At 71.6% G+C, this 24,357-nt stretch carries 17 protein-coding genes; 14 read left to right on the forward strand and 3 right to left on the reverse strand.

What is annotated here, in order from left to right:
* Positions 1 to 375: 375 nt before the first annotated feature.
* From ACIQMX_RS13935 to ACIQMX_RS13955, 5 genes are all read left to right on the forward strand, one after another.
* Positions 376 to 816, forward strand: coding sequence for a DUF6278 family protein (locus tag ACIQMX_RS13935; protein ID WP_363075921.1), 441 nt, complete (start codon positions 376 to 378; stop codon positions 814 to 816).
* Between the two features lie 133 nt (positions 817 to 949).
* Positions 950 to 1,693, forward strand: a complete 744-nt coding sequence (locus ACIQMX_RS13940; RefSeq protein ID WP_327707985.1) for an amino acid ABC transporter ATP-binding protein — start codon at positions 950 to 952, stop codon at positions 1,691 to 1,693.
* Positions 1,694 to 1,707: 14 nt separating this feature from the next.
* Positions 1,708 to 2,619 (forward strand): glutamate ABC transporter substrate-binding protein, encoded by a 912-nt coding sequence (locus ACIQMX_RS13945; RefSeq protein WP_402477672.1) that lies wholly within the window; start codon positions 1,708 to 1,710, stop codon positions 2,617 to 2,619.
* Between the two features lie 17 nt (positions 2,620 to 2,636).
* A complete protein-coding gene (locus ACIQMX_RS13950) occupies positions 2,637 to 3,281 on the forward strand; it encodes an amino acid ABC transporter permease (protein WP_363075925.1) in 645 nt (214 codons plus the stop codon).
* Positions 3,278 to 4,150: an amino acid ABC transporter permease gene (locus ACIQMX_RS13955; RefSeq protein ID WP_402477676.1), complete on the forward strand. Its 873-nt coding sequence runs from the start codon at positions 3,278 to 3,280 to the stop codon at positions 4,148 to 4,150. Before ACIQMX_RS13950 ends, ACIQMX_RS13955 begins: the two co-directional genes overlap by 4 nt.
* A 179-nt stretch (positions 4,151 to 4,329) precedes the next feature.
* On the opposite strand, the gene ACIQMX_RS13960 is transcribed toward ACIQMX_RS13955, so the two are convergent.
* Positions 4,330 to 5,550, reverse strand: coding sequence for an Ig-like domain-containing protein (locus tag ACIQMX_RS13960; RefSeq protein WP_402478461.1), 1,221 nt, complete (start codon positions 5,548 to 5,550; stop codon positions 4,330 to 4,332).
* 242 nt (positions 5,551 to 5,792) lie between these two features.
* Here ACIQMX_RS13960 and ACIQMX_RS13965 point away from each other — a divergent pair, with 242 nt between their 5' ends.
* The 8 genes from ACIQMX_RS13965 to ACIQMX_RS14000 all read left to right on the forward strand — a co-directional run bounded on the left by ACIQMX_RS13965 (position 5,793) and on the right by ACIQMX_RS14000 (position 20,851).
* A complete protein-coding gene (locus ACIQMX_RS13965; RefSeq protein ID WP_363075929.1) occupies positions 5,793 to 6,956 on the forward strand; it encodes a peptidoglycan bridge formation glycyltransferase FemA/FemB family protein in 1,164 nt (387 codons plus the stop codon).
* Entirely contained in the window at positions 6,953 to 8,644 is a 1,692-nt protein-coding gene (gene murJ / locus ACIQMX_RS13970) for a murein biosynthesis integral membrane protein MurJ (RefSeq protein ID WP_363075931.1), read from the forward strand. The genes ACIQMX_RS13965 and murJ overlap by 4 nt, the downstream gene beginning before the upstream one ends.
* 60 nt (positions 8,645 to 8,704) lie before the next feature.
* Positions 8,705 to 9,388: a response regulator transcription factor gene (locus ACIQMX_RS13975; protein ID WP_363075933.1), complete on the forward strand. Its 684-nt coding sequence runs from the start codon at positions 8,705 to 8,707 to the stop codon at positions 9,386 to 9,388.
* On the forward strand, positions 9,385 to 10,821 hold the full coding sequence (locus tag ACIQMX_RS13980; protein WP_402477681.1) for a sensor histidine kinase: 1,437 nt from the start codon (positions 9,385 to 9,387) through the stop codon (positions 10,819 to 10,821). Before ACIQMX_RS13975 ends, ACIQMX_RS13980 begins: the two co-directional genes overlap by 4 nt.
* Positions 10,818 to 11,351 carry a hypothetical protein gene (locus tag ACIQMX_RS13985; protein WP_402477683.1) on the forward strand — a complete coding sequence of 178 codons (534 nt, stop codon included), beginning with the start codon at positions 10,818 to 10,820 and terminating at the stop codon, positions 11,349 to 11,351. Before ACIQMX_RS13980 ends, ACIQMX_RS13985 begins: the two co-directional genes overlap by 4 nt.
* Positions 11,352 to 11,642: 291 nt before the next feature.
* The gene (locus tag ACIQMX_RS13990) at positions 11,643 to 15,389 is read left to right on the forward strand and encodes a S8 family serine peptidase (protein ID WP_402477686.1); all 3,747 of its coding nucleotides are present in this window, start codon (positions 11,643 to 11,645) and stop codon (positions 15,387 to 15,389) included.
* Positions 15,390 to 15,504: 115 nt separating this feature from the next.
* Complete coding sequence (locus ACIQMX_RS13995) at positions 15,505 to 16,365, forward strand: YhjD/YihY/BrkB family envelope integrity protein (RefSeq protein WP_402477689.1); 861 nt, start codon at positions 15,505 to 15,507, stop codon at positions 16,363 to 16,365.
* A 193-nt stretch (positions 16,366 to 16,558) separates the two neighbouring features.
* The gene (locus tag ACIQMX_RS14000) at positions 16,559 to 20,851 is read left to right on the forward strand and encodes a S8 family serine peptidase (RefSeq protein WP_402477692.1); all 4,293 of its coding nucleotides are present in this window, start codon (positions 16,559 to 16,561) and stop codon (positions 20,849 to 20,851) included.
* Between the two features lie 213 nt (positions 20,852 to 21,064).
* Here the strand turns inward: ACIQMX_RS14000 and ACIQMX_RS14005 are convergent, their stop codons facing one another.
* Together ACIQMX_RS14005 and ACIQMX_RS14010 are read right to left on the reverse strand one after the other, a co-directional pair.
* Positions 21,065 to 21,844, reverse strand: a complete 780-nt coding sequence (locus ACIQMX_RS14005; RefSeq protein ID WP_402477695.1) for a sulfite exporter TauE/SafE family protein — start codon at positions 21,842 to 21,844, stop codon at positions 21,065 to 21,067.
* Positions 21,845 to 21,848: 4 nt separating this feature from the next.
* The gene (locus ACIQMX_RS14010; RefSeq protein WP_402477697.1) at positions 21,849 to 22,574 is read right to left on the reverse strand and encodes a GntR family transcriptional regulator; all 726 of its coding nucleotides are present in this window, start codon (positions 22,572 to 22,574) and stop codon (positions 21,849 to 21,851) included.
* Between the two features lie 533 nt (positions 22,575 to 23,107).
* Between ACIQMX_RS14010 and ACIQMX_RS14015 the strand changes: the two genes are divergently transcribed.
* Positions 23,108 to 24,178, forward strand: coding sequence for a PP2C family protein-serine/threonine phosphatase (locus ACIQMX_RS14015; RefSeq protein WP_402477699.1), 1,071 nt, complete (start codon positions 23,108 to 23,110; stop codon positions 24,176 to 24,178).
* Positions 24,179 to 24,357: the final 179 nt, after the last annotated feature.

Here is a 24,357-nt window from a genome sequence, read left to right on the forward strand (position 1 = left end):
GAGCTCTACCCGTACGCAATGCCGAGCGCGACCCGCATCGCATGGGTCCGGGCGGGGGCAGCGCGACGGCCGTGCCGACGCGAAGGCGGTCGGGCGCGGCCGCGGGGAGCCACCGGGGACCGGTGGCTAGCGTCTGTCGGACTCGGGGCTGCTCATGACGGGCGAACCTACCAGCCGGGGGCCGGGCTCCACCACCGCGTTCCTTCCGGCCGGGTCCGATGCGGTCTTGAGGTCCGGTCCGGTGCGGTCCGGCCGGTCTTCCGGTCAGGGAGCGTGTCCGGGTGAACGTGGGGCGTACGCGTGGTGTTCAGCACTCGAACGACAGGCCGCGCGCCCTGTGGTGCGGATCCCGGCCGGGATGGGAACCTGAGTGGTATGAACATCCCTTTCTTGGACAACTGGCGTAAGCGTCACGACGGAACGCGGGAGGCGGGGCTCGCGGCCGCCGTCGAGGCCGATCCGGACGGCGTGGCCGCACTGCTCGCCGAATGCGAGCTGCTCCGCGTCCGGGTGGGGGAGAGAGGGCTCGAACTCGACGACAGTCCGGCCTCGTTGGCGGCGCTGGACCAGTTGCCGCCGCGCTGGCGCGACGATCCGGAGGAACTTCCCTGGCTGGGCAATGACGCGGGGCTCTATCTGGGCACGGTTCTGGTGCGCACCGTCGACGGTGCGCACTGGCATATCTGGCCCAGCGGCCAGCCCGTGGTCCGCCTCGCGTCGGGGCGCGAGATCGATGTCGTCGAGGCCGGTCTGGACTGGGCGATGACGGGTAGTCCGGAGCTGTCGCAGGTGTACTCGGAGTCGGCCGAGGGGTGACCGCCGGCCGCGCGCACCGCGCGGCGAGATAAAACGCCTTATGACCCATTTACGCGTGTCGGGTGTGAAGTCCCTTGCCGGGGTGGATAGTTTGCGCTGACCTCGACAAAGCGATAATTGGGTAGGGCAGCGTATGGCCGTCGATCCGTTGATCGAGCTGCGTGACGTCAATAAGTTCTACGGAAAGTTGCACGTACTGCAGGACATCAATCTCACCGTCGGCCGCGGGGAGGTGGTGGTGGTCATCGGCCCCTCCGGCTCCGGGAAGTCAACGCTCTGCCGGACCATCAACCGCCTCGAGACGATCGAGTCGGGCCATATCTCCATCGACGGCAGACCCCTTCCCGAGGAGGGCAAGGGCCTGGCGCAACTGAGGGCCGAAGTCGGCATGGTCTTCCAGTCGTTCAACCTCTTCGCGCACAAGACCGTGCTGGCCAATGTCTCGCTGGCGCAGCTCAAGGTCCGCAAGCGGAAGAAGGACGAGGCCGACCGGCGGTCCCGGGAGCTCCTGGAGCGGGTGGGGCTCGTCGGTCAGGCCGACAAGTTCCCCGCCCAGCTCTCCGGCGGCCAGCAGCAGCGCGTGGCCATCGCCCGCGCCCTCGCCATGGACCCGAAGGCCCTCCTCTTCGACGAGCCCACTTCGGCCCTCGACCCGGAGATGATCAACGAGGTGCTGGAGGTGATGCAGCAGCTCGCCCGCGAGGGCATGACCATGGTCGTCGTCACCCATGAGATGGGCTTCGCCCGCTCCGCGGCCAACCGCGTCGTGTTCATGGCCGACGGCCGCATCGTCGAGGACCGCACCCCGGAGGACTTCTTCACCGCCCCGGAGAGCGACCGCGCCAAGGACTTCCTTTCCAAGATCCTCAAGCACTGACGGGAGGCCGTGTGTTGCGTACGAGAAAAGTACTGGCCGCCTGTGCCGGTCTGCTGCTGGCCGTCCTCGCGGCGGGCTGCGGCAAGGAGGGCAGCCCGCCGGTGAAGGGGCCGCAGGCCGGAGCGCTGCCGGTCTACCGGGTCGACACCGGTTTCGAGCTGCCGGACTCCAAGACGTGGACCAGGGCCAAGAAGCGCGGATATCTGCGGGTGGGGGCCAAGGAGGACCAGCCCTACCTGGGCGAGAAGGACCCGGCCACGGGCATCTACTCCGGTTTCGACATCGAGATCGCCCGGATGATGGCGGCCTCGATCGGTTTCGACCCGAAGACGATCCGGTTCAAGACCATCGCCTCCGCCAACCGCGAGACCGCCCTGCAGAACGGGCAGATCGACTACTACGTCGGCACCTACACCATCAACGACATGCGCAAGAAGCTCGTCGGGTTCGCCGGTCCCTACTACATGGCGGGCCAGGGGCTGCTGGTCCGTACGGACGAGGACGACATCCACGGACCGCAGGACCTGGCCGGCAAGACGGTCTGCTCGGCGGCCGGTTCGACCCCGTACCAGCGGATCGCCGCCGACTACCCGAAGGCGAAGCTGGTCGCCTACGACACGTACTCGATCTGCGTCGACAACCTGCTGACGTACCAGGTCGACGTGGTCACCACCGACGACGCGATCCTGCTGGGCTTCGCCGCGAAGGCGCCCGAGGAGATGAAGGTCGTCGGCAAACCCTTCTCCGAGGAGCCGTACGGCATCGGGGTCCCGCGCAGCGACAACGCGCTGCGGTTCGCGCTCAACGACGCGCTGGAGGAGAACGAGAAGAACGGCAACTGGAAGAAGGCGTTCGAGGCGACGCTCGGGCTCTCCGGTGTGCCCGCGCCGAAACCGCCGCCCATCGACAACTACCCGGCGACCTGAGAGGACGGCCACGACACATGGACGTACTCACCGACAACTTCTCGCTCTACGGCAAGGGGTTCCTCGGGACCGTCGAGCTGACCTTCTACGCCTCGATCCTGGCGATGGTCCTCGGATTCGTCATGGCCTCCTTCCGGGTGGCGCCCGTCGGCTCGCTCCGGGTGATCGGCACGGTCTGGGTGACCGTGCTGCGCAACACCCCGCTGACGCTGCTCTTCTTCGCCGTGCTCCTCGGTCTGCCGCGCTTCGGCCTGGTCCTGCCGTTCAACGTCTTCGCGATCCTCGCCCTCGGCTGCTACACCTCCGCGTTCATCTGCGAGGTGCTGCGTTCCGGAATCAACACCGTGCCCACCGGGCAGGGCGAGGCGGCGCGGAGCCTCGGCATGACGTTCGGCCAGACGCTCGGGAACGTGGTGCTTCCGCAGGCGTTCCGCTCGGTGATCCCACCGGTCGGCTCGACGCTCATCGCCCTGGCCAAGAACTCGGCGATCGCCGGGGCGTTCAGCGTCACCGAACTGCTCGGCACCTACAAGACCCTCAACGAGCTGGGCTACAACATCATCTGGACGTTCGTCTGGATCGCCGTCGGCTACCTGATCATCACTCTGACCATCAGCGCGCTCTTCAACGTGCTGGAGAAGCGCTGGGGAGTCGCCCGATGACCGCCCACTCCACCACCGGTGCGACCGTCCTCTACGACATCCCGGGGCCGCAGACCCGCAAGCGGCACCTCGTCTACGGGATCGTCTCGACGATCCTGATCCTCGCCCTGGTCGGCTGGGTGATCTACCTGCTCTTCGACACCGACCAGTTCACCAGCGCCAAATGGACGCCCTTCGAGTACAAGGGCATTCAGGAACTGCTGCTGCGCGGGCTCGGCAACACCCTCAAGGCGTTCGCGTACGCGGCGGTGCTCTCACTGGCGCTCGGGGCCGTCCTGGCGGTGGGCAGGCTCTCCGACCACCGGCCGGTGCGCTGGGTGGCGACGATCCTCGTCGAGTTCTTCCGTGCCATGCCCGTGCTGGTGATGATCTTCTTCATCTTCGTCGCGCTGAAGGTGCAGCCGCTGCCGGCCCTGGTCGCCGGACTGACGCTGTACAACGGCTCGGTGCTCGCCGAGGTCTTCCGTACCGGCATCAACTCGGTGGAGCGCGGCCAGGGCGAGGCGGCGTTCGCCCTCGGCATGCGCAAGACGCAGGTCACGACCTTCGTCCTGGCACCGCAGGCGGTGCGCGCGATGCTGCCCACCATCATCAGCCAGTTGGTGGTGGCGCTGAAGGACACCTCGCTGGGCTACCTGATCACCTACGAGGAGTTCCTCCATGCGGGGAAGCTCATCGCGTCCAACCTCGACTACGATCTCCCCTTCATCCCCGTGGTGATGGTGATCTCGCCGATCTACATCGGGATGTGCATGCTGCTCTCGTGGTTCGCCACCTGGGTGGCGAAGCGGCAGCGGCGCAACCCGAAGACGGAGGCGACGGGCGTCGGCCCGGCTCAGCCGGGCACGCTGATGCCGGAAGCGCGGTAGCCGGGACCCGCCGAGAGGCGCGGTCCGGGCAGCGGTGCCCGTCCGGCGGCAGCCGGTGATCACTTCCCGCACCTGGCACGGACGCCTGCGAGGGCCTGTGCCGGGCGGGGAGAAGGTCAGCTGCGCGCCGGCCGTGCCGGTCGTGCCGGCGATGAGAGCCGTGCCGGCCGTCGTGCCCGTCAGCCGAGAGCGCTCCTGGTCCGCCAGTCGGACCAGGAGACGTTCCACGCCCCGTAGCCGTTGCCCTCCGCGACCGTGCCCTTGGCGTCCGCGCCCGTGATCTCGAACGGGTCGCCGACACGGGCCTGACGGTAGAGCGACGCGGCGTTCGCGTCGCTCATGCCGACACAGCCCGAACTGTGGTTGGCCACCCCGAAGTACGCGGCGTTCCACGGCGCGGCATGGGCGTACATGCCCGACCAGGTCAGCCGCATCGAGAAGTCGACCATCTTGTCGTACGCGTCCCCGAGGCCCACCGTCTCGGAGTTCATGTTGATCGTTCCCTCCTTCGCCATCAGGACGGCCGTGCCGCGCCAGGACGCCCGGTCGCCGCCCGGCGTGCCCCCCGACACGGGCACGTCCATGACGGTCCTGCCGTCGCGCTTCAGCGCCAGCCGGTGACGGTCCAGGTCCACCTTGACCACCTGACTGCTGCCGACGGTGAACGTCGTCGCGTAGTCGCGTACGAACCACCCGCCCGAGGAGCCCGAGTCGACGCCGTTGAGCTCGGCGTCCAGGGTGATGCGGGTGCCGGACTTCCAGTACTCCTTCGGCCGCCAGTCCACGCGGTCGCGGCCCGAGTAGTCCCGCAGCCAGCCCCAGGACCCCTCGGTGTCGTTCGAGGTGGAGACCTTGAGCGCCTTCTCGACCGCCGCCCTGTTCTTCACCGGGTTGTCGAACACGATGGACAGCGGCTGGGCGATGCCGACCGTGGTGTTCTTGCCGGGAGCGAGGGTCAGCTTGTTCACCTTGTCCGCCGGGGCCGTGGTGAACCCGGCCGTGTCACTGCCGCCGCCCGTGCCCTTCGCCTCGACGTGGTACGTGGTGCCGGGCGCCGCCGGACGGTCGGACGTCCAGGTCCTGCCGTCGGGGGAGAGCCGGCCGGTGAGGGCGTCGCCGCCGTCCGCCGCGACCGTGACCGTGCGCAGCTTTCCGGCGGCAACCGTTACCGTGACCGGTGTGCCCGCGGCGGCCGAGGCGCCACGCAGGTTCACCGAGATGCGGGTCTCCGCGGCCTTGGAGGGACCGGCACCCTGCTCCTTGCCGTCGTGCCCCGAGGCCGCGGCGCCACCGGAGCAGGCCGTCAGAGTGACACCGAGCACCGCGGTGCCGGCGATCAGGGCCAGCCGGGCAGGACGTGCCGGGCTCGTGGAAAGGACGGTGCGCCGAGCGGCGGATATGAAAGGGGCGGGCAGCAACGGAAAGACCTCCTGGGCCTTGCTCTGTCGTCGAAGGAGAGGCATTCACCGGAGCCTAGGTTCCGTAAATCCGCGGAAATGCGTGAATGCGGTGTGTGACAGGAAGCGCAGCGCAACGGTCATCGTCCGGTCACATCCGGCGCGCAGCCCGGTCATGGTCCGCTGTGAGCATCCTGTGCAGCCCCGCCGAACCGCCGCGGGGCCCATGAGGGAAGGCCACGGACATGTCAGCGCTGCTCGCGACCGGAGACCGCAGCCGTCACCGGGAACTACGGATATGCGGTCTGACGGCCGCCGAGCACCGCGCGCACCTGGCCGCGCACGGGGACGCGAGCTTTCTCCAGTACCCGTCCTGGGCCGGTGTGAAGGACCAGTGGACATCGGAGAGCGTCGGCTGGCTCGACGAGTGCGGACAAGTGGCCGGCAGCGCGCTGATTCTCTACCGGCAATTCCCCGGTACCCGTAAATACTTCGCCTATATACCGGAAGGGCCGGTGGCGGACTGGGCCGATCCCGGAATAGACCGCTGGCTGCGGCCCCTCATGGCGCATCTGCGCGGCGCGGGGGCGTTCGCCGTGCGCATCGGGCCGTCCCCGGCCTACCGCCGCTGGGACACCGCCCGCCTGAAGTCCGCCACCGGTCCCGGCCGCACCGTCGGTGACGTGCTGGCTCGCGAGGTCGACCCGCTCGGCGCGGCCGTGGCCGACCGGTTGCGGGCACGCGGCTGGCAGCGCTGCGGCGGGGACGGCGACGACGCCGACGCCCAGCCCCGGTACGTCTTCCGGGTACCGCTCGCCGGACGGACCTCCGACGACCTGTGGGCCGGGCTCAACCAGGAATGGCGCCGCAACGTCCGCAAGGCCGGCCGGTCGGGGGTGCGCATCGTCACCGGGAGCGCGGCCGAACTCCCCGAGTTCCACCGCCTGCTGCGGATCACCGAGGAACGCGACGGCTTCCGGCTCGGCCGTTCCCTGGCCTACTACCAGCGCCAGTACGCCGTGCTCAACGCCGAACAGCCCGGCCGGATGAAGCTCTGCCTCGCCGTGCACGAGGGCGAGATCCTCGCCGCCCACACGATGATCAGCACCGGGCGCCGGGTCTGGTACCAGACGGGCGCGTCCGCCGATCACCGCCGCGAGGTCCGCCCCAGCAACGCGCTGCAGTGGCAGATGCTCCTCGACGCCCAGGCCCAGGGCGCGGAGGTGTACGACATGCGCGGGGTATCGTCCACCCTCGATCCCGATGACCGCTCCTTCGGACTGCTGCGCTGGAAGTTCGGCACCGGAGGGCAGGTCGTGGAGACCCTCGGAGAGTGGGAGACATCAGTGGGCGGCGCTGCCAACAAGACGCTGTACCGGGCGTTCCAGGCCTATCTGGCGCACCGGTGACGGCCGCGGACGCGGCCACCGGCACGGTCGCCACGGACGAGCACGAGGCGCGGAAGTCCGGCTCGGTGCTGCGCAGCGGGGCCGTCATGGCCGCCGGTTCCGTCGTCTCGCGGGCGACGGGGTTCATACGCTCGGCGGTCGTCGTGGCCGCGCTCGGCACCGGACTGCGGGCCGATGGCTACACGGTCGCCAACACCGTTCCCAACATCCTCTACATGCTGCTGATCGGCGGCGCCCTGAACGCCGTCTTCGTCCCCGAACTCGTCCGGGCCGCCCGGGAACACAGCGATGGCGGGGCCGCCTACACCGACCGCCTGCTCACTCTCTGCACGGTCGGGCTCCTCGCCCTCACCGCGCTCGCCGTCGTCGGCGCCCCGCTGATCATCTCGGTGTACGCCCCCACGTACGACGGCCACCAGGCGGAACTCACCATCGCCCTGGCCCGCTACTGCCTGCCCCAGATCCTCTTCTACGGGCTCTTCACCCTGCTCGGACAGGTCCTCAACGCCCGGAACCGGTTCGGCGCCATGATGTGGACGCCCGTTCTCAACAACCTCGTGATCATCGCGGTGTTCGGTCTCTACCTCTGGACCGCGGCCGGTTCGGGCGGCGAGCTGACCTCCGCGCAGGCGCAGTGGCTCGGCTGGGGGACCACCGCCGGCATCGCCGTGCAGACCCTCGCGCTGGTGCCCGCCCTGCGCGCCGCCGGGTTCCGCTGGCGGCCCCGGTTCGACTGGCGCGGCAGCGGGCTCACCCGGCCGCTGCGGGCGGCCGGCTGGCTCGTCATGATGGTGCTCACCAACCAGGCCGCCTACTGGGTGGTGACCCGGCTCTCCACCGCCACCGGTCAGCACGCCGCGGACCAGGGCCTGGCGGGCGGCGCGGGCTACACCGCGTACAGCTATGCCTTCCAGCTGTGGGTCGTGCCGCAGGGCATCGTGACCGTCAGCCTCGTCACCGCGCTGATGCCGCGGATGAGCCGGTCCGCCGCCGAGGGCGACCTGGCCGGGGTGCGGCGCGACGTCTCGTACGCGCTGCGGACCTCCGCCGCCGTCGTGGTCCCGGCCGCCGCCGCGCTGCTCGCGCTCGCCCCGTGGGTGATGGGGTCCGTCTTCGGGTACGGACAGACCGGACCGGCCGACATCACGGTGATGGCGGGCATGATGGCCGCCTTCGCTCCGGGACTCGTCGCCTACTCCGGTCAGTACGTGCTCTCCCGCGGCTTCTACGCGATGAGCGACACCCGCACCCCCTTCCTCCTCAACCTGGTCATCGCCGCGCTCAACGCCGGCCTCTCGGTCGCCGCCTATCTGCTGCTGCCCGCACGCTGGGCGGTGACGGGAATGGCGGGTGCCTATTCCGTGGCCCTGTTCGCCGGGTTCACCGTCACCGCGTACGTACTGCACCGCAGGGTCGCCGCGGCCGGTGCGCCGACGCCCGCGCTGCTGCGCTCGCCGGGGGTGGGGGCGCACGCCCGTCTGGTGGCCGCGTGCGTGCCCGCGGGGCTGCTGGCGTACGGGGCGGCCCGCCTCGTCGACACGGACGGCGCGGGGCTGCGGGACTTCGCCCCCGCGGGGGCCGGTGTGCTCGTCCTCTTCCTGGTCGTGGCCCTGCTGGCCCGCCCGTTGCGGCTGACCGAGGTCGACGCCGCGCTGAGCGCCGTACGGAACCGGCTGCGGCGCGCCTGAGATGTCACGGGTCCGCTCACACTTCCGAATCCACTCCTTGATCACTGGGATACTGACGCCATGCCACGCGTGCTGCTGATCGAAGACGACCCCTCCGTACGGGAAGGGGTCGAACTGGGGCTGCGCAGGCGCGGGCACGACATGCGGACCGTCGGCACGGGCGAGGCCGGGCTGGCCGCGCTGGACGAGTTCCGGCCCGAACTCGTCCTGCTCGACCTCATGCTGCCCGGAATGAACGGCGTCCAGGTGTGCCGCCGCATCCGGGAGACCAGCCAGCTGCCGATCATCATGCTCACCGCACGCGGCGACGACTTCGACGTCGTCGTGGGACTGGAGGCCGGTGCCGACGACTACATCGTCAAGCCGGCCCGGACCGAGGTCATAGAGGCCAGGATCCGCGCGGTGCTGCGGCGGCTCGCCGAACCCGCAGGGCGCGGCGGTGTCGAGACCCACGGCGCGCTGACGGTCGACCGGGTCGGCCTCACCGTCGCCAAGGCGGGGGAGCGGCTGCTCCTCGCGCCCTCCGAACTGAAGCTGCTGCTGCATCTGTCGGGCGCGCCGGAACAGGTCTTCAGCCGCCAGCAGCTCCTCGAGTACGTGTGGGAGCACAGCTACCACGGCGATGCCCGGCTGGTCGACGCCTGTGTGCGCAGGCTGCGGCAGAAGATCGAGGACGTGGCCGGAAACCCGCGCTACATCCAGACCGTCCGCGGCTTCGGCTACCGCTTCGGGCCACTCGGATGAAGCTGTTCGCCGCCCGGTTCGGCCTGCGTACCCGGCTCATAGCCGCGTTCCTCTTCGTCGCAGCGGTCAGCGCCGCCACCACCGCGACCCTGACCTACCGCGAGGCACGCTCGGCGATCCTGCAACAGGCGCAGGACACCGCCGTCGCCCAGTTCCGGGACCGGGTCAGCGCACGGGGCGTGGACCTTCCACCGGACCGGCTCGGGCTGAGGGACATGTGCCTCGCCCTGGCCCGCGACGGCAAGTCGCACACCTGGACCGTCTTCGCCGAGTACGGGAGCCTGCGGGCCTCCTCCTCGGACCGGCCGACCTCCACCGTGATCACGGCCGCCCTGCGAGCGGCCACGAAGGAGAACAGCCACGGCTCGTTCCAGCGCGTGGTGAAGGACGGCAAGCCCTGGCTGACCGTCGGCATGCCGACGCTCTTCAACCGCGGCGACGGCCGCCAGCCCACCGGACTGGTCCTCTACGCCGTGATGCCGCTCGCCACCGAGGAGGCCAACGTCGCCGCCATGGTCACCGCGGCCCGCGACGGTGCCCTGCCCGCCCTGCTCATCGCCCTGGTCCCCGCCCTGCTGGCCGCGCGCAGCGTCCTGCGTCCGGTACGCGATCTGCGCCGCGCCGCCGCGGGCATCGGCAGGGGCGAGCTCCACACCCGGATCGCGGTCCGGGGCTCCGACGAACTCGCCGAACTCGCCTGGACGTTCAACGAGTCCTCGACCAAACTCCAGGAATCCGTCGAGGAGCTCCGCCAGGCGGAGGAACGGGCCCGGCGCTTCGCCTCGGACGTCTCGCACGAGCTGCGTACCCCGCTCGCCGGCATGCTCGCCGTCACCGAGGTCCTCGACGAGGACGCCGCCGGGCTGCGTCCCGACACGGCGGCGGCCGTCCGGCTGATCAGTACGGAGACCGGGAAGCTCGCCACGCTGGTCGAGGACCTGATGGAGATCTCCCGGTTCGACGCCGGTGCCGTCGACCTCCACAGCGACGAGGTCGACGTGGCCGAGACCATCCGCAAGACGCTCCAGGCCCGTCACTGGGAGCACCGGGTCCGCACCCAACTCCCGGACGGTGTACGGGCGGTGCTCGACCCGCGCCGCTTCGACGTGATCGTCGCGAACCTGGTCGGCAACGCTCTGCGGCACGGGTCCGAGCCCGTCACCGTACGGCTGCGGACCGGACGGCGGGACGGGACGGCCCGGCTGGTGACCGAGGTCGAGGACAGCGGCGCGGGCATCGACGCCGCCGTCCTCCCGCACATCTTCGACCGCTTCTACAAGGCCGACGCGGCCCGCACCCGGTCGACGGGAAGCGGACTGGGCCTGGCGATCACCCGGGAGAACGTCCGGCTGCACGGTGGCACGGTCCATGCCGCGAACGGGCCGTCCGGAGGCGCGGTGTTCACCGTCGAACTGCCCCTGGAGGGGCGATGAGGAGCGGGCGCGCGCTCGGTGCGGTGCTGCCCCTGGTGCTGCTGGCCGCGGGCTGCGGCATCCGGGCGACGGAGGTGGTCGAGGCCGGTGAACCGGCGATCGTGCAGGTCGCGCCGGCCGGAGAGCTGGGCATGGTCCTGTACTTCGTCTCCTCGTCGTCGGCGGCCCGGCTGATGCCCGTCGTACGGTACGCCGAGCCGTCGGGCCGGGGGAGCGGCACCGGCTCGTACGGTGACATGCCGCCCGTCGGCGCGAGCAAGGCACTCGCCCTGCTCTTCGCAGGTCCCAGCCGCGCGGAGCGCGACGCGGGCCTCCGCTCCGAACTGCCCAGCAACCGGGTGAAGATGAGCGTCGAGCTGAGTGAGCAGGGCGTGCGGGTCACGCTGAACACCCCGGTCACCAGGCTGTCCGAACCCGCACGCCAGCAGCTCTTCTGCACGGCGGCCCAGGCCCGCACGGCGGACCGCGGTGCGACGGTGACGGTGACCGGTACCGACGGTGTCATCGGACCGGCCAACTGCTCCGTCTGACCGTGGCCGGCCTGCGGAGCCGTGGGAGTTCCCGGTCCGGGCCGCCCCGAGAGCGGCCGACGCCTGCCCGGTCGTCAGATCTGTCGCTGCCGGTGAGGGACGGGACCGTTGGCGAGATCACGTCATGCCGTGATCTCGCCAGCCGGGGCTTCTTCCGCCGGCGCCCGGGCGGACCGGACGATGACGAGCGGTCAGGACCGGTGGCCGTGGCGTACGAGGCGCGGCCACCGGGACCACCTCCTGCTGCCGTCCGGGAGCAGGCGCACTGTCGCGCACCAGCCAGGAGCCTCCATGCCGGTCCGTTCCGTCCCGCCCGGCGGCAGAGCCATCGTGCTCGCCGCCGCCCTCGCGTTCTCCCTGACCGGCCCCGTGCCGTCCGCCACAGCCGGAACCGTGCCGCCGGTCGCCCTCACCACACCGACGGGAGACCAGACAGCGGCCTCCGCCACCGTCACCCTCGTCACCGGTGACACGGTCACCGTCACCACCGCATCCGACGGCAGAACCTCCTTCGCCGCCGAGCCCGCCCCCGGCACCGAGGCGAGCTTCCACACCGAGTCCACGCCCTCCGGCGACACCTACGTCATACCGGACAGTGCGGGACAGGGGCTTGCCGAAGGACGCCTGGACCGCGAGCTGTTCAACGTCACCCGGCTGGTCGCCGACGGACGGGACGACGCCGACAGCGACACCCTTCCGCTGATCGTCGACTACGCCGGCGGCGCCGCCGCCCGCTCCACGCTGACCGCCCGCGCCGCCGCAGCCCCCGGCGTCGAGCGCCACACCGCACTGCCCTCGCTCGGTGCCACGGCCGTCACCGTGGACAAGGGCGAACTGCGCGACTTCTACCGCGACGTCCTCGACGGCCCCCAGGCCGTGATCCACCCCGACCGCAAGGTGCACGCGACCCTCGACGTCAGCGTCCCGCTGATCGGCGCGCCCGAGGTGTGGAAGAGCGGGTACGAGGGCGACGGGGTCAAGGTCGCCGTCCTGGACACCGGGATCGACCTGAACCACCCCGACCTGGCCGACCGCGTCGCCGACTCCAAGAGCTTCGTGCCCGGACAGACCGTGCAGGACGGGCGCGGCCACGGCACGCACGTCGCCGGCATCGTCGCCGGCAGCGGCGCCGCGTCCGACGGGCGGTACAAGGGAGTCGCGCCGGGGGCGAAACTCCTCGTCGGGAAGGTCCTCGACAACACGGGCAACGGTGACGAGTCGTCCGTGATCGCCGGCATGGAATGGGCCGCGGCGCAGGGCGCGGACGTCATCTCCATGAGCCTGGGCGCCGACACGGAGGAGAGCAGCGACCCGATCAGCGAGGCCGTCGACGCGCTCACCGACTCCTCCGGCGCCCTGTTCGTCATCTCCGCGGGGAACAGCGGCCCGGGCCGCACCACCGTCTCCTCGCCCGGCATCGCCGGCAAGGCCCTGACCGTCGGTGCGACCGACGACCAGGACCGGCTCGCCGAGTTCTCCAGCCGTGGGCCCACGGCCGGCGGCGCACTCAAGCCGGAGATCACCGCTCCGGGCGTCAACATCGTCTCCGCCCGGGCCGCCGGCACCCAGCTGGGCCCGGTGGTCGACACGGACTACACCGCCATCAGCGGCACCTCCATGGCCGCGCCGCACGTCTCCGGCGCCGCCGCGCTCCTCGTGCAGCAGCACCCCGGCTGGGGGCCGCAGCGCCTGAAGGACGCCCTCGTCTCCTCGGCGAAGACCGGCCCGGACAACGACGTATACGAGCAGGGCGCCGGCCGTCTCGCCGTCGACCGCGCCTCCGCAGCCGCCCTCACCGCGACCGGGACCGCAGACTTCGGCGACCTGCGCGAGGTACAGGAGCCGCGCAGCAAGGACGTCGTCTACACCAACGACGCGGACCACGACGTCACCCTCGCACTCGACCTGAAGCTGGACCGGGGCGCCGACGTGCCCGACGGTGCCGCCGCCCTGTCCGCGTCGTCCGTCACCGTCCCCGCCCACGGCAGCCGCTCCGTCACGCTCACCGTCGACCCCTCCCGCACCGGCACCGGCCGCTACGACGGCTACCTGACCGCCACCGGCGACGGAGTCACCCGCACCACCGCCGTCGCCTGGACCGAACAGCCCGAGCGCCGCACGGTGAAGTTCACGCTCACGGGCCGCGACGGAAAGGCCGCAGGTCAGACCAACCTCCAGATCCTCAACCTGACCACCGGTGACGCCGAACTGAAGTCCGTGACACTGATGGGCGAGAACACCTGGGAGACCGTACTGCCGGAAGGCCACTACGCCCTCCAGTCGCTCATCTCCACCTACGACGGCAACCGCCGTCTCATCTCCGTCGACCACTTCGCGGAGCCGGAGTTCGTCGTCGACGGTGACAGCAGCGTGGCGATCGACGCCCGCCGCGCCCAGCCGCTGACCGCGCGCATCGATGGCGAGGACCGCCCCCTGGAGCGCGCCGCCATCAGCACCGCCGCCCGCCGTACCCTCGACGACGGGGCCAGTGCGGCGATCGGCGTGGCGAAGGGACTGGCCGACAGCACCACCGTGTACGGCGCCATCCCGTCGCACACCAAGGCCGAGAAGGGAACCTTCGAGTTCACCGCGGAGCACCGGCTGCGCGACCCGCTCGTCCGCGCCACCTGGACCGGCGCGGGCCGGACCACCCGGATCGACCTGCTCACCCCGGAGCTGGGCCGACGGTTCGCCGGTACGCAGAAGCTCACGGCGGTCGACGCCGGCACCGGAGCCGAGGCCGGCTACGAAGGCCTGAACGTCACCGGCAAGCTCGCCGTCGTCCATGCCAACGGCTGGCTCGTCCCCATCATCGCCACGGCCGTCAAGCACGGCGCCGCGGCCGTCCTCCTCGTCCTGCCCGACGGGCAAGCGGGCCTCATCCAGGACAACGGCAGCAGCGTCCTCCCGGCAGCCGCTGTCACCTCCGCACAGGGCGCCCCGCTCCTGAAGGCCCTGGCGAAGGGCCCGGTGACGGTCACCTTCGCCGCCCGCCCCGACAGCCGGTTCACGTACAGCCTGCCGTTCCACGCCACCGGCGCCATCCCCGCACACACCACCGCGACCGCGCGCCCCGGCCAGTTCGCCCGGATCGACAACACCTTCCACGCCGACGGCGACTCCCGCATCGCGGACGACGTGCTCACCGTCTGGCACGCCTGGGAGCGGTCGGCTTTCCGCATCGGCGCCAGGCATCTGGCCCCCGGGTCCCGCACCGACTACGTGTACGCCGCCGACAGCACGTACGCGCAGACGGTCCGCACCTCCGACCTGTCCGACGCCGCGCTGGACGAGTACCCGAAGACGTACCGGGCGGGCCGCACCCTCGACCAGGACTGGGGCCGCGCACCGCAGCACCCCACCCTGCCGCGCCGCATCAGCTGCCCGCTGTGCCGCGCCGACACCGGCGCGAGCTTCCTGCTCGCTCCGTACGGGGACTCCGACCCCGCCCACTACGCCACCGGCGTCTCCAGCACCACGTTCACCTACCAGCGCGACGGCGAGGCGGTCCCCGCCGCCCAGCTCTTCGTCCCCCAGGAGGCCGAATACCGCATCGACCAGACCGTGCGCCGCAAGACCACCGCACTGGAGACCCTCGGCACCCGCACGGACAGCTCCTACACCTTCCGCTCGAAGGCACCCGGAGCGGGTGACACCGCCACCGGCTGCACCGAGGTGTTCGGCGCGGGCCACCCCTGCGCGGTGCTTCCGGTGATCTTCATCGACTACGGCCTCGCGCTCGACGGCGCGAACAGCGCACCGGCCGGGCGCGCCCTGCCCATCCGCATCGCCACGCACCGGACCGACGGCTACAGGGGTGCCGCCGTGACGGGGATCCGTGTCGAGGCCTCGTACGACGACGGGGCGACCTGGAGCGCCGCCACCCAGCCGCACGTGAGCCGTGACGGATCGGCGACCACCGTCCTGCACCGTGCGCCGAAGGGCGCCGAGACCGTCACCCTGCGGGTCACGGCCTGGGACCGGGCGGGCAACCGGACGCAGCAGACCATCGTCCGGGCGTTCGCGCTGCGGAGCTGAGCCGCAGAGCACTCCGGGCCCCCGGGCCGCTCCCCCGTACGACACGGCGGAGTGGCCCGGGGGCCCTGCGTTGCGTCCAATGGGGATGGGCCATCGGGGCGGGTCGGGAGGCGGAATGTCATGGGCAAGTCGGATGCAGGGGTTCCGTGCCGGGGCGGAGACCCGGTTCCCCGTGCTCACGGAACTGACGAACCGCCTGGTGAGCGGCAACCTGCTGGACGCCGGCACCCGGCTCGCCGCCCAGGCGTTCCTGGCCTCCGTGCCCCTGCTGTTCGCCCTTGCCGCCTTCGCGCCGACCGGTGTCCGTGACCAGTTGCGCGAGTCGCTGCGGGCCATGTTCGGGCTGACCGGACCCTCCGACCACGAGCTCCAGCAGGTCCTGGGCGGTTCCGGCTCCGACGGGCTGCGGGAGACCACCGGGGTCGTCGGCGTGCTCGTCGCGCTGGTGTCGGCCACGAGCTTCAGCCGCGCCATGGCCCGGGTGTGCGAACGGGCCTGGGGGCTGCCCAAGGCAGGGACCCGGATCGCGGCGTGGCGCTGGGCGGTGTGGCTGCTCGCACTCGTGGTCGTCGTGCTGCTCCAGGCACCGCTGCGGGGCGGCTTCGGAGCCGGACTGTGGCTGGGCGTCCCCGCCCTGTTCCTCGTGAGCACGGGGGTATGGCTCTGGACCCAGCACCTTCTGCTGGCCAACCGGGTGCGGTGGCTGCCGCTGCTCCCCGGCTCGCTCCTGGGCGCCGCGGCCACCACCGCGCTCGGGCTCACGGCCCGGCTCTACATGCCGGGCGCACTCAACAGGGCCCTGGGCGAGTACGGCTCGCTGGGGCTCGTCCTCACCATGCTGTCCTGGCTGATCGTGGTGTGCGGTGCGCTCACCTTCGCGTTCACCATCGGTGCCGTACTCGCGCAGGAACCGCCGCTGAACCGGTACTGCGGTACGGGTGCCCCGACAGCTGACGCGGGGGCTCCGGAGTCCTGAGGACCGCGGGCCCGCCCGCAGTTGTGCACCGCCGCCCCCGTCCGCCGCGAAACGGTGGACGGGGCGGAGCCGTCAACGGCCCTTGCCGCTGGCGTCCTTACGACATGTCGACAACCCGCCACCGCTGGCCCCTGCCCTCGGCCCGGCTCCGTCCCATAGATCTTTCGGGACGCAACCGATCGAAAGAGGGACCGTGCGACCACCCACCACCTCCCGAAGGCGAAGGCTCACCGCCGTCGCCCTCACCGCCACCCTGGCCGGCTCCCTGCTGAGCCTGTCCGGCCCGCTCGCCCAGGCCGCGCAGCCCGCGCCGACCGCGAAGATCCCGCACCCGCTCGGGGCCCGGAAGGCCGACGTACCCAAGGACGTCCGGCACGACAAGCTGGGCTCCCACGACCGCACCCTGCTGGAGAAGGCGCAGTCGGGCAAGAAGAAGACGGTCACCGTCCTGCTGGCCGCGCCGAAGGGCCGCACCGAGCAGCTCCGTGCCGACATTGCCGCGCTCGGCGGGCACGTGGCCACCGCGGACGACCGGCTCGGCTACGTACGCGCGACCGTGCCGACGGAGAAGGCCGAGAAGCTTGCCGCGCTCGGCAGCGTCACCGCGATGGACCTCAGCGAGACGTTCAAGCTGCCGGATCCGTCCCCCGTCACGGCGGCCGACCGCAAGGACCCCGCGCCGGCGAAGACGGCGCCCGCGCCCGGCAAGAGCACTCCGGCTGCGAACCCCTACCTGCCGACCGCGGACACCGGGGCCGTCGACTTCGTCAAGGACCACCCCAGCTGGGACGGCCGCGGCGTCACCGTCGGAATCCTCGACACCGGCGTGGACGCGAGCCACCCGGCGCTGCGGACCACCACGACCGGCGCGCCCAAGATCGCCGACTGGGTCACCGCCACGGACCCCGTGACGGACGCCGACCCGACGTGGCTGGAGATGCGGACCAAGGTCACCGGCCCGTCCTTCACCAACGGCGGCGTCAGCTGGACCGCGCCCGCCGGGGACTTCCAGTTCCAGGTGTTCCAGGAGAAGAACACCTGGGGCGGTGAACTCGGCGGCGACGTCAACCGCGACGGGGACTACAACGACAGCTTCGGCGTCCTCTACCGCAAGGCCGACCACACCATCTGGGTCGACACCGACCTCGACCACTCCTTCGAGTCCGACGAGATCGTGCGGCCGTACGCCGACAGCGGCACCATGGCCCACTTCGGCACCGACGACCCCGCCACCCCCGTCGCCGAGTCGATGCCCTTCACCGTCGAGTACCGCGACGACGTCGACCTCTCCCCGCGCGGCGCCACCGGCGCGGGCAAGACCGCCGACTTCGTCAACATCGGCATCGTCTCCGGCGCCCACGGGACGCACGTCGCCGGCATCACCGCCGGCCACGGGCTGTTCGGCGGAAAGATGAACGGCGCCGCTCCCGGCGCGCGCATCGTGTCCGAACGCGTCTGCCTGTTCGCCTCGGGCTGCACCTCCTACGCCCTGGTCGAGGGCATGATCGACGCCGTCGTGGACAAGCACGTCGACGTCGTCAACCTCTCCGTCGGCGGCCTGCCCGCCCTCAACGACGGCCAGAACGTGCGCGCGGTCCTGTACAACCGCCTCATCGACGAGTACGGCGTGCAGATCTTCGTCTCCGCCGGCAACGACGGCCCCGGCATGAACACCGTCGGCGACCCGTCCGTGGCCGGCCAGGTCGTCAGCGTGGGCGCCTCCGTCAGCCGGGAGACCTGGTGGGCCGACTACGGCTCCCAGGTCACGGCACGCCAGGCGCTCTTCCCGTTCTCGGCCCGTGGACCCCGTGAGGACGGCGGTATGAAGCCGACCCTCCTCGCGCCCGGTGCCGCCGTCTCCTCCATACCGACCTGGCTGCCCGGCTCGCCCGTTCCGCAGGCCGGCTATGAACTGCCGCCCGGCTACGCCATGTTCAACGGCACCTCGATGGCCTCCCCGATGGCCACCGGTGACGCCGCCCTGCTGCTCTCCGCGGCCGCCGCGACCGGACGCAAGGACGTCACCCCGGCCGCCCTGCGCGCCGCGCTGACGGGTTCCGCGCGCTTCCTCGACGACGAACCCGCCTACGCCCAGGGAGCCGGCCTCCTCTCCGTGCCCGCCGCCTGGAAGACCCTTGCCACGGGGCGGGGCCACGGCAAGCGGACCGAGCCCACCGCCTATGACGTCAAGGCGCCGGTCTGTGGCGCTCTCGCCGGGATGCTCGCCACCCCGGACAGCGGCGAGGGCGTCTACAACCGCTGTGCGCCCGAGGACGGCGGTCAGGTCACGGGCAAGTCCCGCACCTACGACGTCCGGCTCACCCGGACCGGTGAGGGCAGCTCCCTCACCGAACTGTCCTGGCTCGGCAACGACGGCACGTTCGACGCACCGAAGCGCGTCCGTCTGGGGCAGGGCGACACCACGACCGTGCCGGTCCGCGCACGGGCCAGGACCACGGGCGCCCACTCCGCCGTGCTGCGCGTCGACGACCCGGCCACCCCCGGCATCGACCGGATGATCCTGGTCACCGTGGTCGTCGCGGACCGCCCGGCGAGCCCCGCGTACCGTGTCACGGAGTCGGGCGACGCCGTGCGCAACCGCACCCGGTCGGTGTTCGTCAGCGTGCCGAAGGGTGCCGCTGCCGTGCGCGTCGACCTGTCCCGTATCGCCAAGGGGTCCCAGACCCGCTTCCTGGCCGTCGACCCGCAGGGCATGCCGGCCGACGACACGGCGGCCGGACGCTGCTACACCAACTACTCCGACGAGAAGGAGTGCGACCTCACGACCCGGGTGTACGAGCACCCGATGCCCGGTGTCTGGGAGTTCGAGGTGGAGAGCCGGCGCACGTCGCCGCTCCTGGAGAACCCCTACCGGCTGACCGCGACCGTCCAGGGCGCGACCGTCGACCCGCCGTCCGCCGTGGTCGCCGAGGCGGCGCTGCACGCGCCGCTGGAGCGCGACGTCACCGCCGTCAACACCTTCGCACCCGTCCGCGCACACGCGGCCGGCGGCGCCCTGGGCGCCCTGGCGCAGGAGCGCCCCACGCTCGCCGACCAGCAGATGACCGGCAAGCAGATCGCCGTGCCGCGCGACGCCTCACGCATCGAGGTGTCCATGGGCAACGCCTCCGACCCGAAGGCGGACCTCGACCTGTTCCTGGTCTCCCAGGGCGGTGTGGTGGTCGGCTCCTCCACCAACGGCGGCTCCGAGGAGACGATCGCGGTCGACAAGCCGGCCCCCGGCTACTACCTGCTCTACATCGCCGGCGTGAGCGTGCCCTCCGGGAGCACGGACTTCGACATCCAGGACACGCTGTTCGCCGATTCGCTCGGCTCCACGACGGTGGAGGACGACACTCCCGTCGACCTCAAGGCCGGTGCATCGCTGGGCATCCGGGGCCGCGTCGTCGCCGACGCACGGCCGCTGGCCGGCCGTCACCTGGTGGGCCGCTTCTCCCTGGTCACCGATGACGACACCGTCATCGGCAGCTCCGACGTCCTGATCGGTGCGGTCACCCAGCCGAAGGTGGAGGTCACCGGGTCCTTCGGCCCCGCCATCGCCTTCGACCTCGACGACCTGGGCCGAGTCGTCGGATCCAAGCAGACCGCCGGTCACTCCCAGCCGATCCGCTGGGACGCGGCGACCGGCGTCACCGCACTCGACAACGCCGGCGCCCGCGAGGGCCACGCGCTCAACGCGAGCCCCGAAGCCGGTTATGCCGCAGGACAGCTGACGCTCACCGAGGGTGGCACCCGAGCCGGTGTGTGGACCCCGGACGGCACGCTCACCACACTGCCGCTGCCCAGTTGGGAGGCGTACAGCTACGACCGGGCCTACGCGGTCAACGACTCCGGCACCGTCGTCGGCAACGCATCCGGTGTGATCACCGACCCGGCCACCGGCCGCAAGACCACGGTCAACGAGGGCTTCCTCTGGACGAAGGACGGCGGATTCACCGAGCTGCCGCACCTGACCTCCCAGCGGGACCTCACCGAGCCGCTGGCCGTGAACAACGCGGGCGTGGTCGTCGGCCACTCCCGCAAGGACGGCCAGCGCCGGGCGGTCGAGTGGGCCCCGGACGGCACGATCACGGACCTCGGGACGCTTCCCGGCATGGCCGACAGCTTCGCGCGGGACATCAGCGAGGCCGGAACCGTGGTCGGCACCAGCGGCCACGACGCGTTCGTCCTGAAGAAGGGCGGCACGATGACCCGGCTGCCCGACTTCGGCTTCAACGCGGACGCCATCGCGGTCAACGAGGCGGGCTGGATCGTCGGCACCGCCGAGCTGCAGCCCGACGTCCCCACCGCGGTGGTGTGGGACCCGCAGGGCCGGATGTACGACCTCTCGGCCATGGTGGACACCCAGCACTGGGCGCCGACCGAGGGCATCGGGGTGAACAACCGCGGTGAGGTCGCCTTCTACGCCACGGACAAGACGGACGGAGGCTCGACGAAGGTCGTCACCGCCAAGCTCCCCGGCTGACGCGTGAGCGGGACGGGCGGACGCCGGACACCGGGTCCGCCCGTCCCGCTCCGGCCGTCGGCGCGAGCAACGCCGCCGCCGGGGCGGGCACGCGACCGGCAACCCCGGACGCGGGCCCGCGTCGCGCTCGGGTACGCCCTGCCCAGGCTCGGACGGCGGCGCGCCAGGACTCAAGCGCGCGGCGCCAGGGCCCGGACAGCGGCGCGCCGACGCTCAGCCGCGCAGCGCCAGATACGGCGCCATCGCCAACAGGCCGACCACCAAGGCGTACTTGAGACGCCGGGCCGGAATCCGGTGCGCGATGCGCCAGCCGATCAGCACCCCGGCCAGCTCCGGCACCCCCACCAGAGCGGCAAGCGGCCAGTCCACATCGCCGTGCACCACATACGCCACCGTGCCCACGCTCGCGATCACGATCGACTGGGCCTGTGCCGCGGCCAGCGCGGCGAGCACGGGCAGCCCGCAGACGACGAGGAGCGGCACGCCGAGCATCGGGCCGCCGAGCCCGAACAGGCCCGCCGCCAGCGACACGACGAAGCCGGTCAACGCCGCGCGCACGGGCGGAATGCCGGGGCCCGAGAGAGCGCCGGACACGTGCGGGGCATGCCGGTCGCGTACCCACACCAGCACTCCGGTGACGGTGACCGCGAAGGCGAGCAGCAGTCCGAAACCGCGTCCCTCGACCAGGGTGTTGCACAGCACGCCCAGCGGAGTGCCGACCAGCGCCGCGAGGGCGAGTACGGCGGCGCAACGGCGGGTGTCCGCCTCCTTCAACTGGCCCGAGTGCGTGTAGGCGGCCGTGCCCAGGGCGCCGGTGGCGACATGCGTGACGATGGCGGTCCCGGCGACACCGGACGGTGACAGGCCGGTGAGGAGGAACAGGCCGATCGTCGGCAGCACGCCGCCCGGCCCGATGGCCGTGATCCCGATACCGCCGACCAGCCCGACGACAGCCAGGAGGACGAGACGGATGGCGTCCGGATGAGCCGTCATCGGTTCAATTCCTGGGCAGATCGGCGCGCAGCGCGAACCGGTCGGCCCGTACCCGCAGCGACTCCACGTCGACCGGCCGCCCGTCCGGCAGGCGGGTGAGCCGGTCGATGGCGAACAGCGCGGCACCGTCCGTGACGTCGAGTACCCGCGCGATGTCCGGCTCGGCGGTGACCGCGTGCACGGTGACCTCGGCGCTGCCCAGGGCGGCCCCGGTCGCCTCCTCGATCAGCGCGAACAAATCCCGTCCCGCCAGGTCGCGTTCGAGGAGGGGGCGTCCGATGTCGGGGGCCAGCCACGTGGAGTCCAGGGACAGCGGGCTGCCGTCGAGCCGGCGCAGCCGCTCGATGTACACGGCCTCCGAACCAGGGGGCAGGGCGAGACGCGCGGCGATCGCCGGGGGCGGATGCGGGACGGCATGTGCCTCCCGTACGTCGTTGGAGACCGTGCCATACGGGGTGAGCTCCTCCGCGAGCCCCGCCAGGCGGTCGAGGCCGTGCCGGTACGTGTGCGCGGTGACGAGGGTGCCGATGCCGCGCCGCCGGACGACGAGGTTCTCGTCCCTCAGCAGGTTCAGCGCCTCCCGGGTGACATTGCGCGAGGCGCCGAGCGACCGGCTCAGCGTGTGTTCGTCGGGGAGCCTGCCGTTCTCGAACTCACCGGCGACGATGCGCTGCCGCAGCGCGTCCGCGGCCCGCCGCGCCTGTGCCGCCCGGCCCGTGACCGTGCCCATGTCCCGCCTTCCTCAGCTGATCGGAGCTGCAGGCCGTACTCGCCTGATCGGAGCTGCAGACCGTACTCGCCCCCATGTTTCGCCGGTGTTACGCCACCCCTTGCGACCTGGGGAAACGTCTGACCAGTGGTTCTGTCGAGGGCCGGGTGGCCAACGCCGGGCTGTCGTGGGGGAGGGCCCGTGAGGGCCGCCCGCCGTGCCGAGGACTTCCGGCCGGGCCGGTGGTCCCGGCGGGCCGGGACGAAGGCCCCGCCCGGCGAGGCCGGGCGCCTCATGAGGCCGGAGGGTGGGCGTCCTAGGCTGGTAGGTCAAACGGCAAGCCGCTCCGCTCCGGACTGCGGCGCCGTTGCACGCCGACGGCGGAAGGCGCCGGCGAAGCCGCGTACCGCTGCCTCGGCAGTACCGGCAGGGCCGCGTACCGCCGCCTCGGCAGCCGCGCGGAGAACCGGACCCGGGTGAAGTCCAGCCCCCTGACGCAGTCCGGCCTCTCGGTGAGGTCTCGGTGAAGTCCGGGCTCAGGGAAGGATGATCAGATGCGCACCCAGGCGAACACGACCGGTCGGCCCTGGGCGATCCCCGTGGCCGCGATGGTGGTCGTGGCGACCGCCTCGCTCCTCGCGGGCCCCGGATTCGGTCTGCTCCCCTTCTTCACGGCAGGGCCCGCTCTCGCGGCCGCTCGCGGCACCTCCCGGACCGTCCTGGGCGTGGGAGCCTTCTCTGCCGCGCTCTGCCTGATCAGCTCGGTCGCCGACGACCACCTGGGGAACACCAGGACGCTGGTGGCCCTGGGCGGGATCATCTTCGTCACGGCAGCCGCCTGTTATGTGAGCAGGGTCCGACGGCAGGCCGAGCGGGACCTGGTCGACGTACGCGAGGTCGCGGAGGCGGTGCAGGACGTCCTGGTTCCTCCGCTGCCCGCGCAGGTCGGTCCGCTCAAGCTGGCCGACTCGTACCTGTCCGCGACCAAGTCCGCGAGGGTCGGCGGCGATCTCTCCCAGGCCGTGCCCTGCGAGCACGGGGTGCGCGTCATGATCGCGGATGTCCAGGGCAAGGGCATCGAGGCGCTCCGCACCGCTGCGCTCGTCCTGCACACCTTCCGCGACGTGGCACGCGGCCCCCTGGGGCTGTGCGAGATCGCGGCCCGCATCGAGGAAGTACTCGCCACCCGGACCGACGGAGATCGGTTCGTCACGGGCATCATCGCGGAGGCCCGCAACGACGGCTCGGTCGACCTTCTCAACTACGGCCATGCCGCTCCGCTGATACGGCGCGCGGACGGGCGCCTGGAACTTGCCCGGCCCGCCGAGCACGCGCTGCCTCTCGGTCTCTCCGGCCTCGCCACCCCGCACGCCCCCGGCCCCGCCGCCACGCGGGTCCTCCTCGCCCCGGAGGAGCGGATTCTCTTCTACACCGACGGCCTCAGCGAAGCCCGCGACGACCGGGGCGAGTTCTACCCCCTCCAGGACCGGGCCGGGGGCCCGCTCTCCCACTCGGGTCCGGACCGGGCGCTGCGTGAGTTGCGCGCCGACGTGGACCATCACACGGGCGGCGCCAGTGACGACGACTCGGTACTCCTGCTGCTCCAGTTCGAGCGGGTCTCGTGACCACGGGCCGGCGCGCGACCCCGTGCGGACACCGGTGCGTGGCCGTGGCACCCGCCCCGCTCCCGTAGCACCGGCCGCATTTTGCCGCACCGTTGTGGACACCGTGCGAGAGGGCGTGGTGTCCTACCTGCCGAACCAGTGATTTGCAACGTTGGAACCGTGGGGTGCGGCAGTGCCGC

The sequence above is a fragment of the Streptomyces sp. NPDC091416 genome, from assembly GCF_044756845.1.
In the GTDB taxonomy this organism is placed as follows: Bacteria; Actinomycetota; Actinomycetes; order Streptomycetales; family Streptomycetaceae; genus Streptomyces.

Coding starts and splice junctions, on each gene's coding strand:
- ACIQMX_RS13935 (WP_363075921.1), top strand. CDS start 376: ATGAACATCCCTTTCTTGGACAACTGGCGTAAGCGTCACGACGGAACG.
- ACIQMX_RS13940 (WP_327707985.1), top strand. CDS start 950: ATGGCCGTCGATCCGTTGATCGAGCTGCGTGACGTCAATAAGTTCTAC.
- ACIQMX_RS13950 (WP_363075925.1), top strand. CDS start 2,637: ATGGACGTACTCACCGACAACTTCTCGCTCTACGGCAAGGGGTTCCTC.
- ACIQMX_RS13955 (WP_402477676.1), top strand. CDS start 3,278: ATGACCGCCCACTCCACCACCGGTGCGACCGTCCTCTACGACATCCCG.
- ACIQMX_RS13965 (WP_363075929.1), top strand. CDS start 5,793: ATGTCAGCGCTGCTCGCGACCGGAGACCGCAGCCGTCACCGGGAACTA.
- ACIQMX_RS13975 (WP_363075933.1), top strand. CDS start 8,705: ATGCCACGCGTGCTGCTGATCGAAGACGACCCCTCCGTACGGGAAGGG.
- ACIQMX_RS13980 (WP_402477681.1), top strand. CDS start 9,385: ATGAAGCTGTTCGCCGCCCGGTTCGGCCTGCGTACCCGGCTCATAGCC.
- ACIQMX_RS13985 (WP_402477683.1), top strand. CDS start 10,818: ATGAGGAGCGGGCGCGCGCTCGGTGCGGTGCTGCCCCTGGTGCTGCTG.
- ACIQMX_RS13990 (WP_402477686.1), top strand. CDS start 11,643: ATGCCGGTCCGTTCCGTCCCGCCCGGCGGCAGAGCCATCGTGCTCGCC.
- ACIQMX_RS13995 (WP_402477689.1), top strand. CDS start 15,505: ATGTCATGGGCAAGTCGGATGCAGGGGTTCCGTGCCGGGGCGGAGACC.
- ACIQMX_RS14005 (WP_402477695.1), bottom strand. CDS start 21,844: ATGACGGCTCATCCGGACGCCATCCGTCTCGTCCTCCTGGCTGTCGTC.
- ACIQMX_RS14010 (WP_402477697.1), bottom strand. CDS start 22,574: ATGGGCACGGTCACGGGCCGGGCGGCACAGGCGCGGCGGGCCGCGGAC.
- ACIQMX_RS14015 (WP_402477699.1), top strand. CDS start 23,108: ATGCGCACCCAGGCGAACACGACCGGTCGGCCCTGGGCGATCCCCGTG.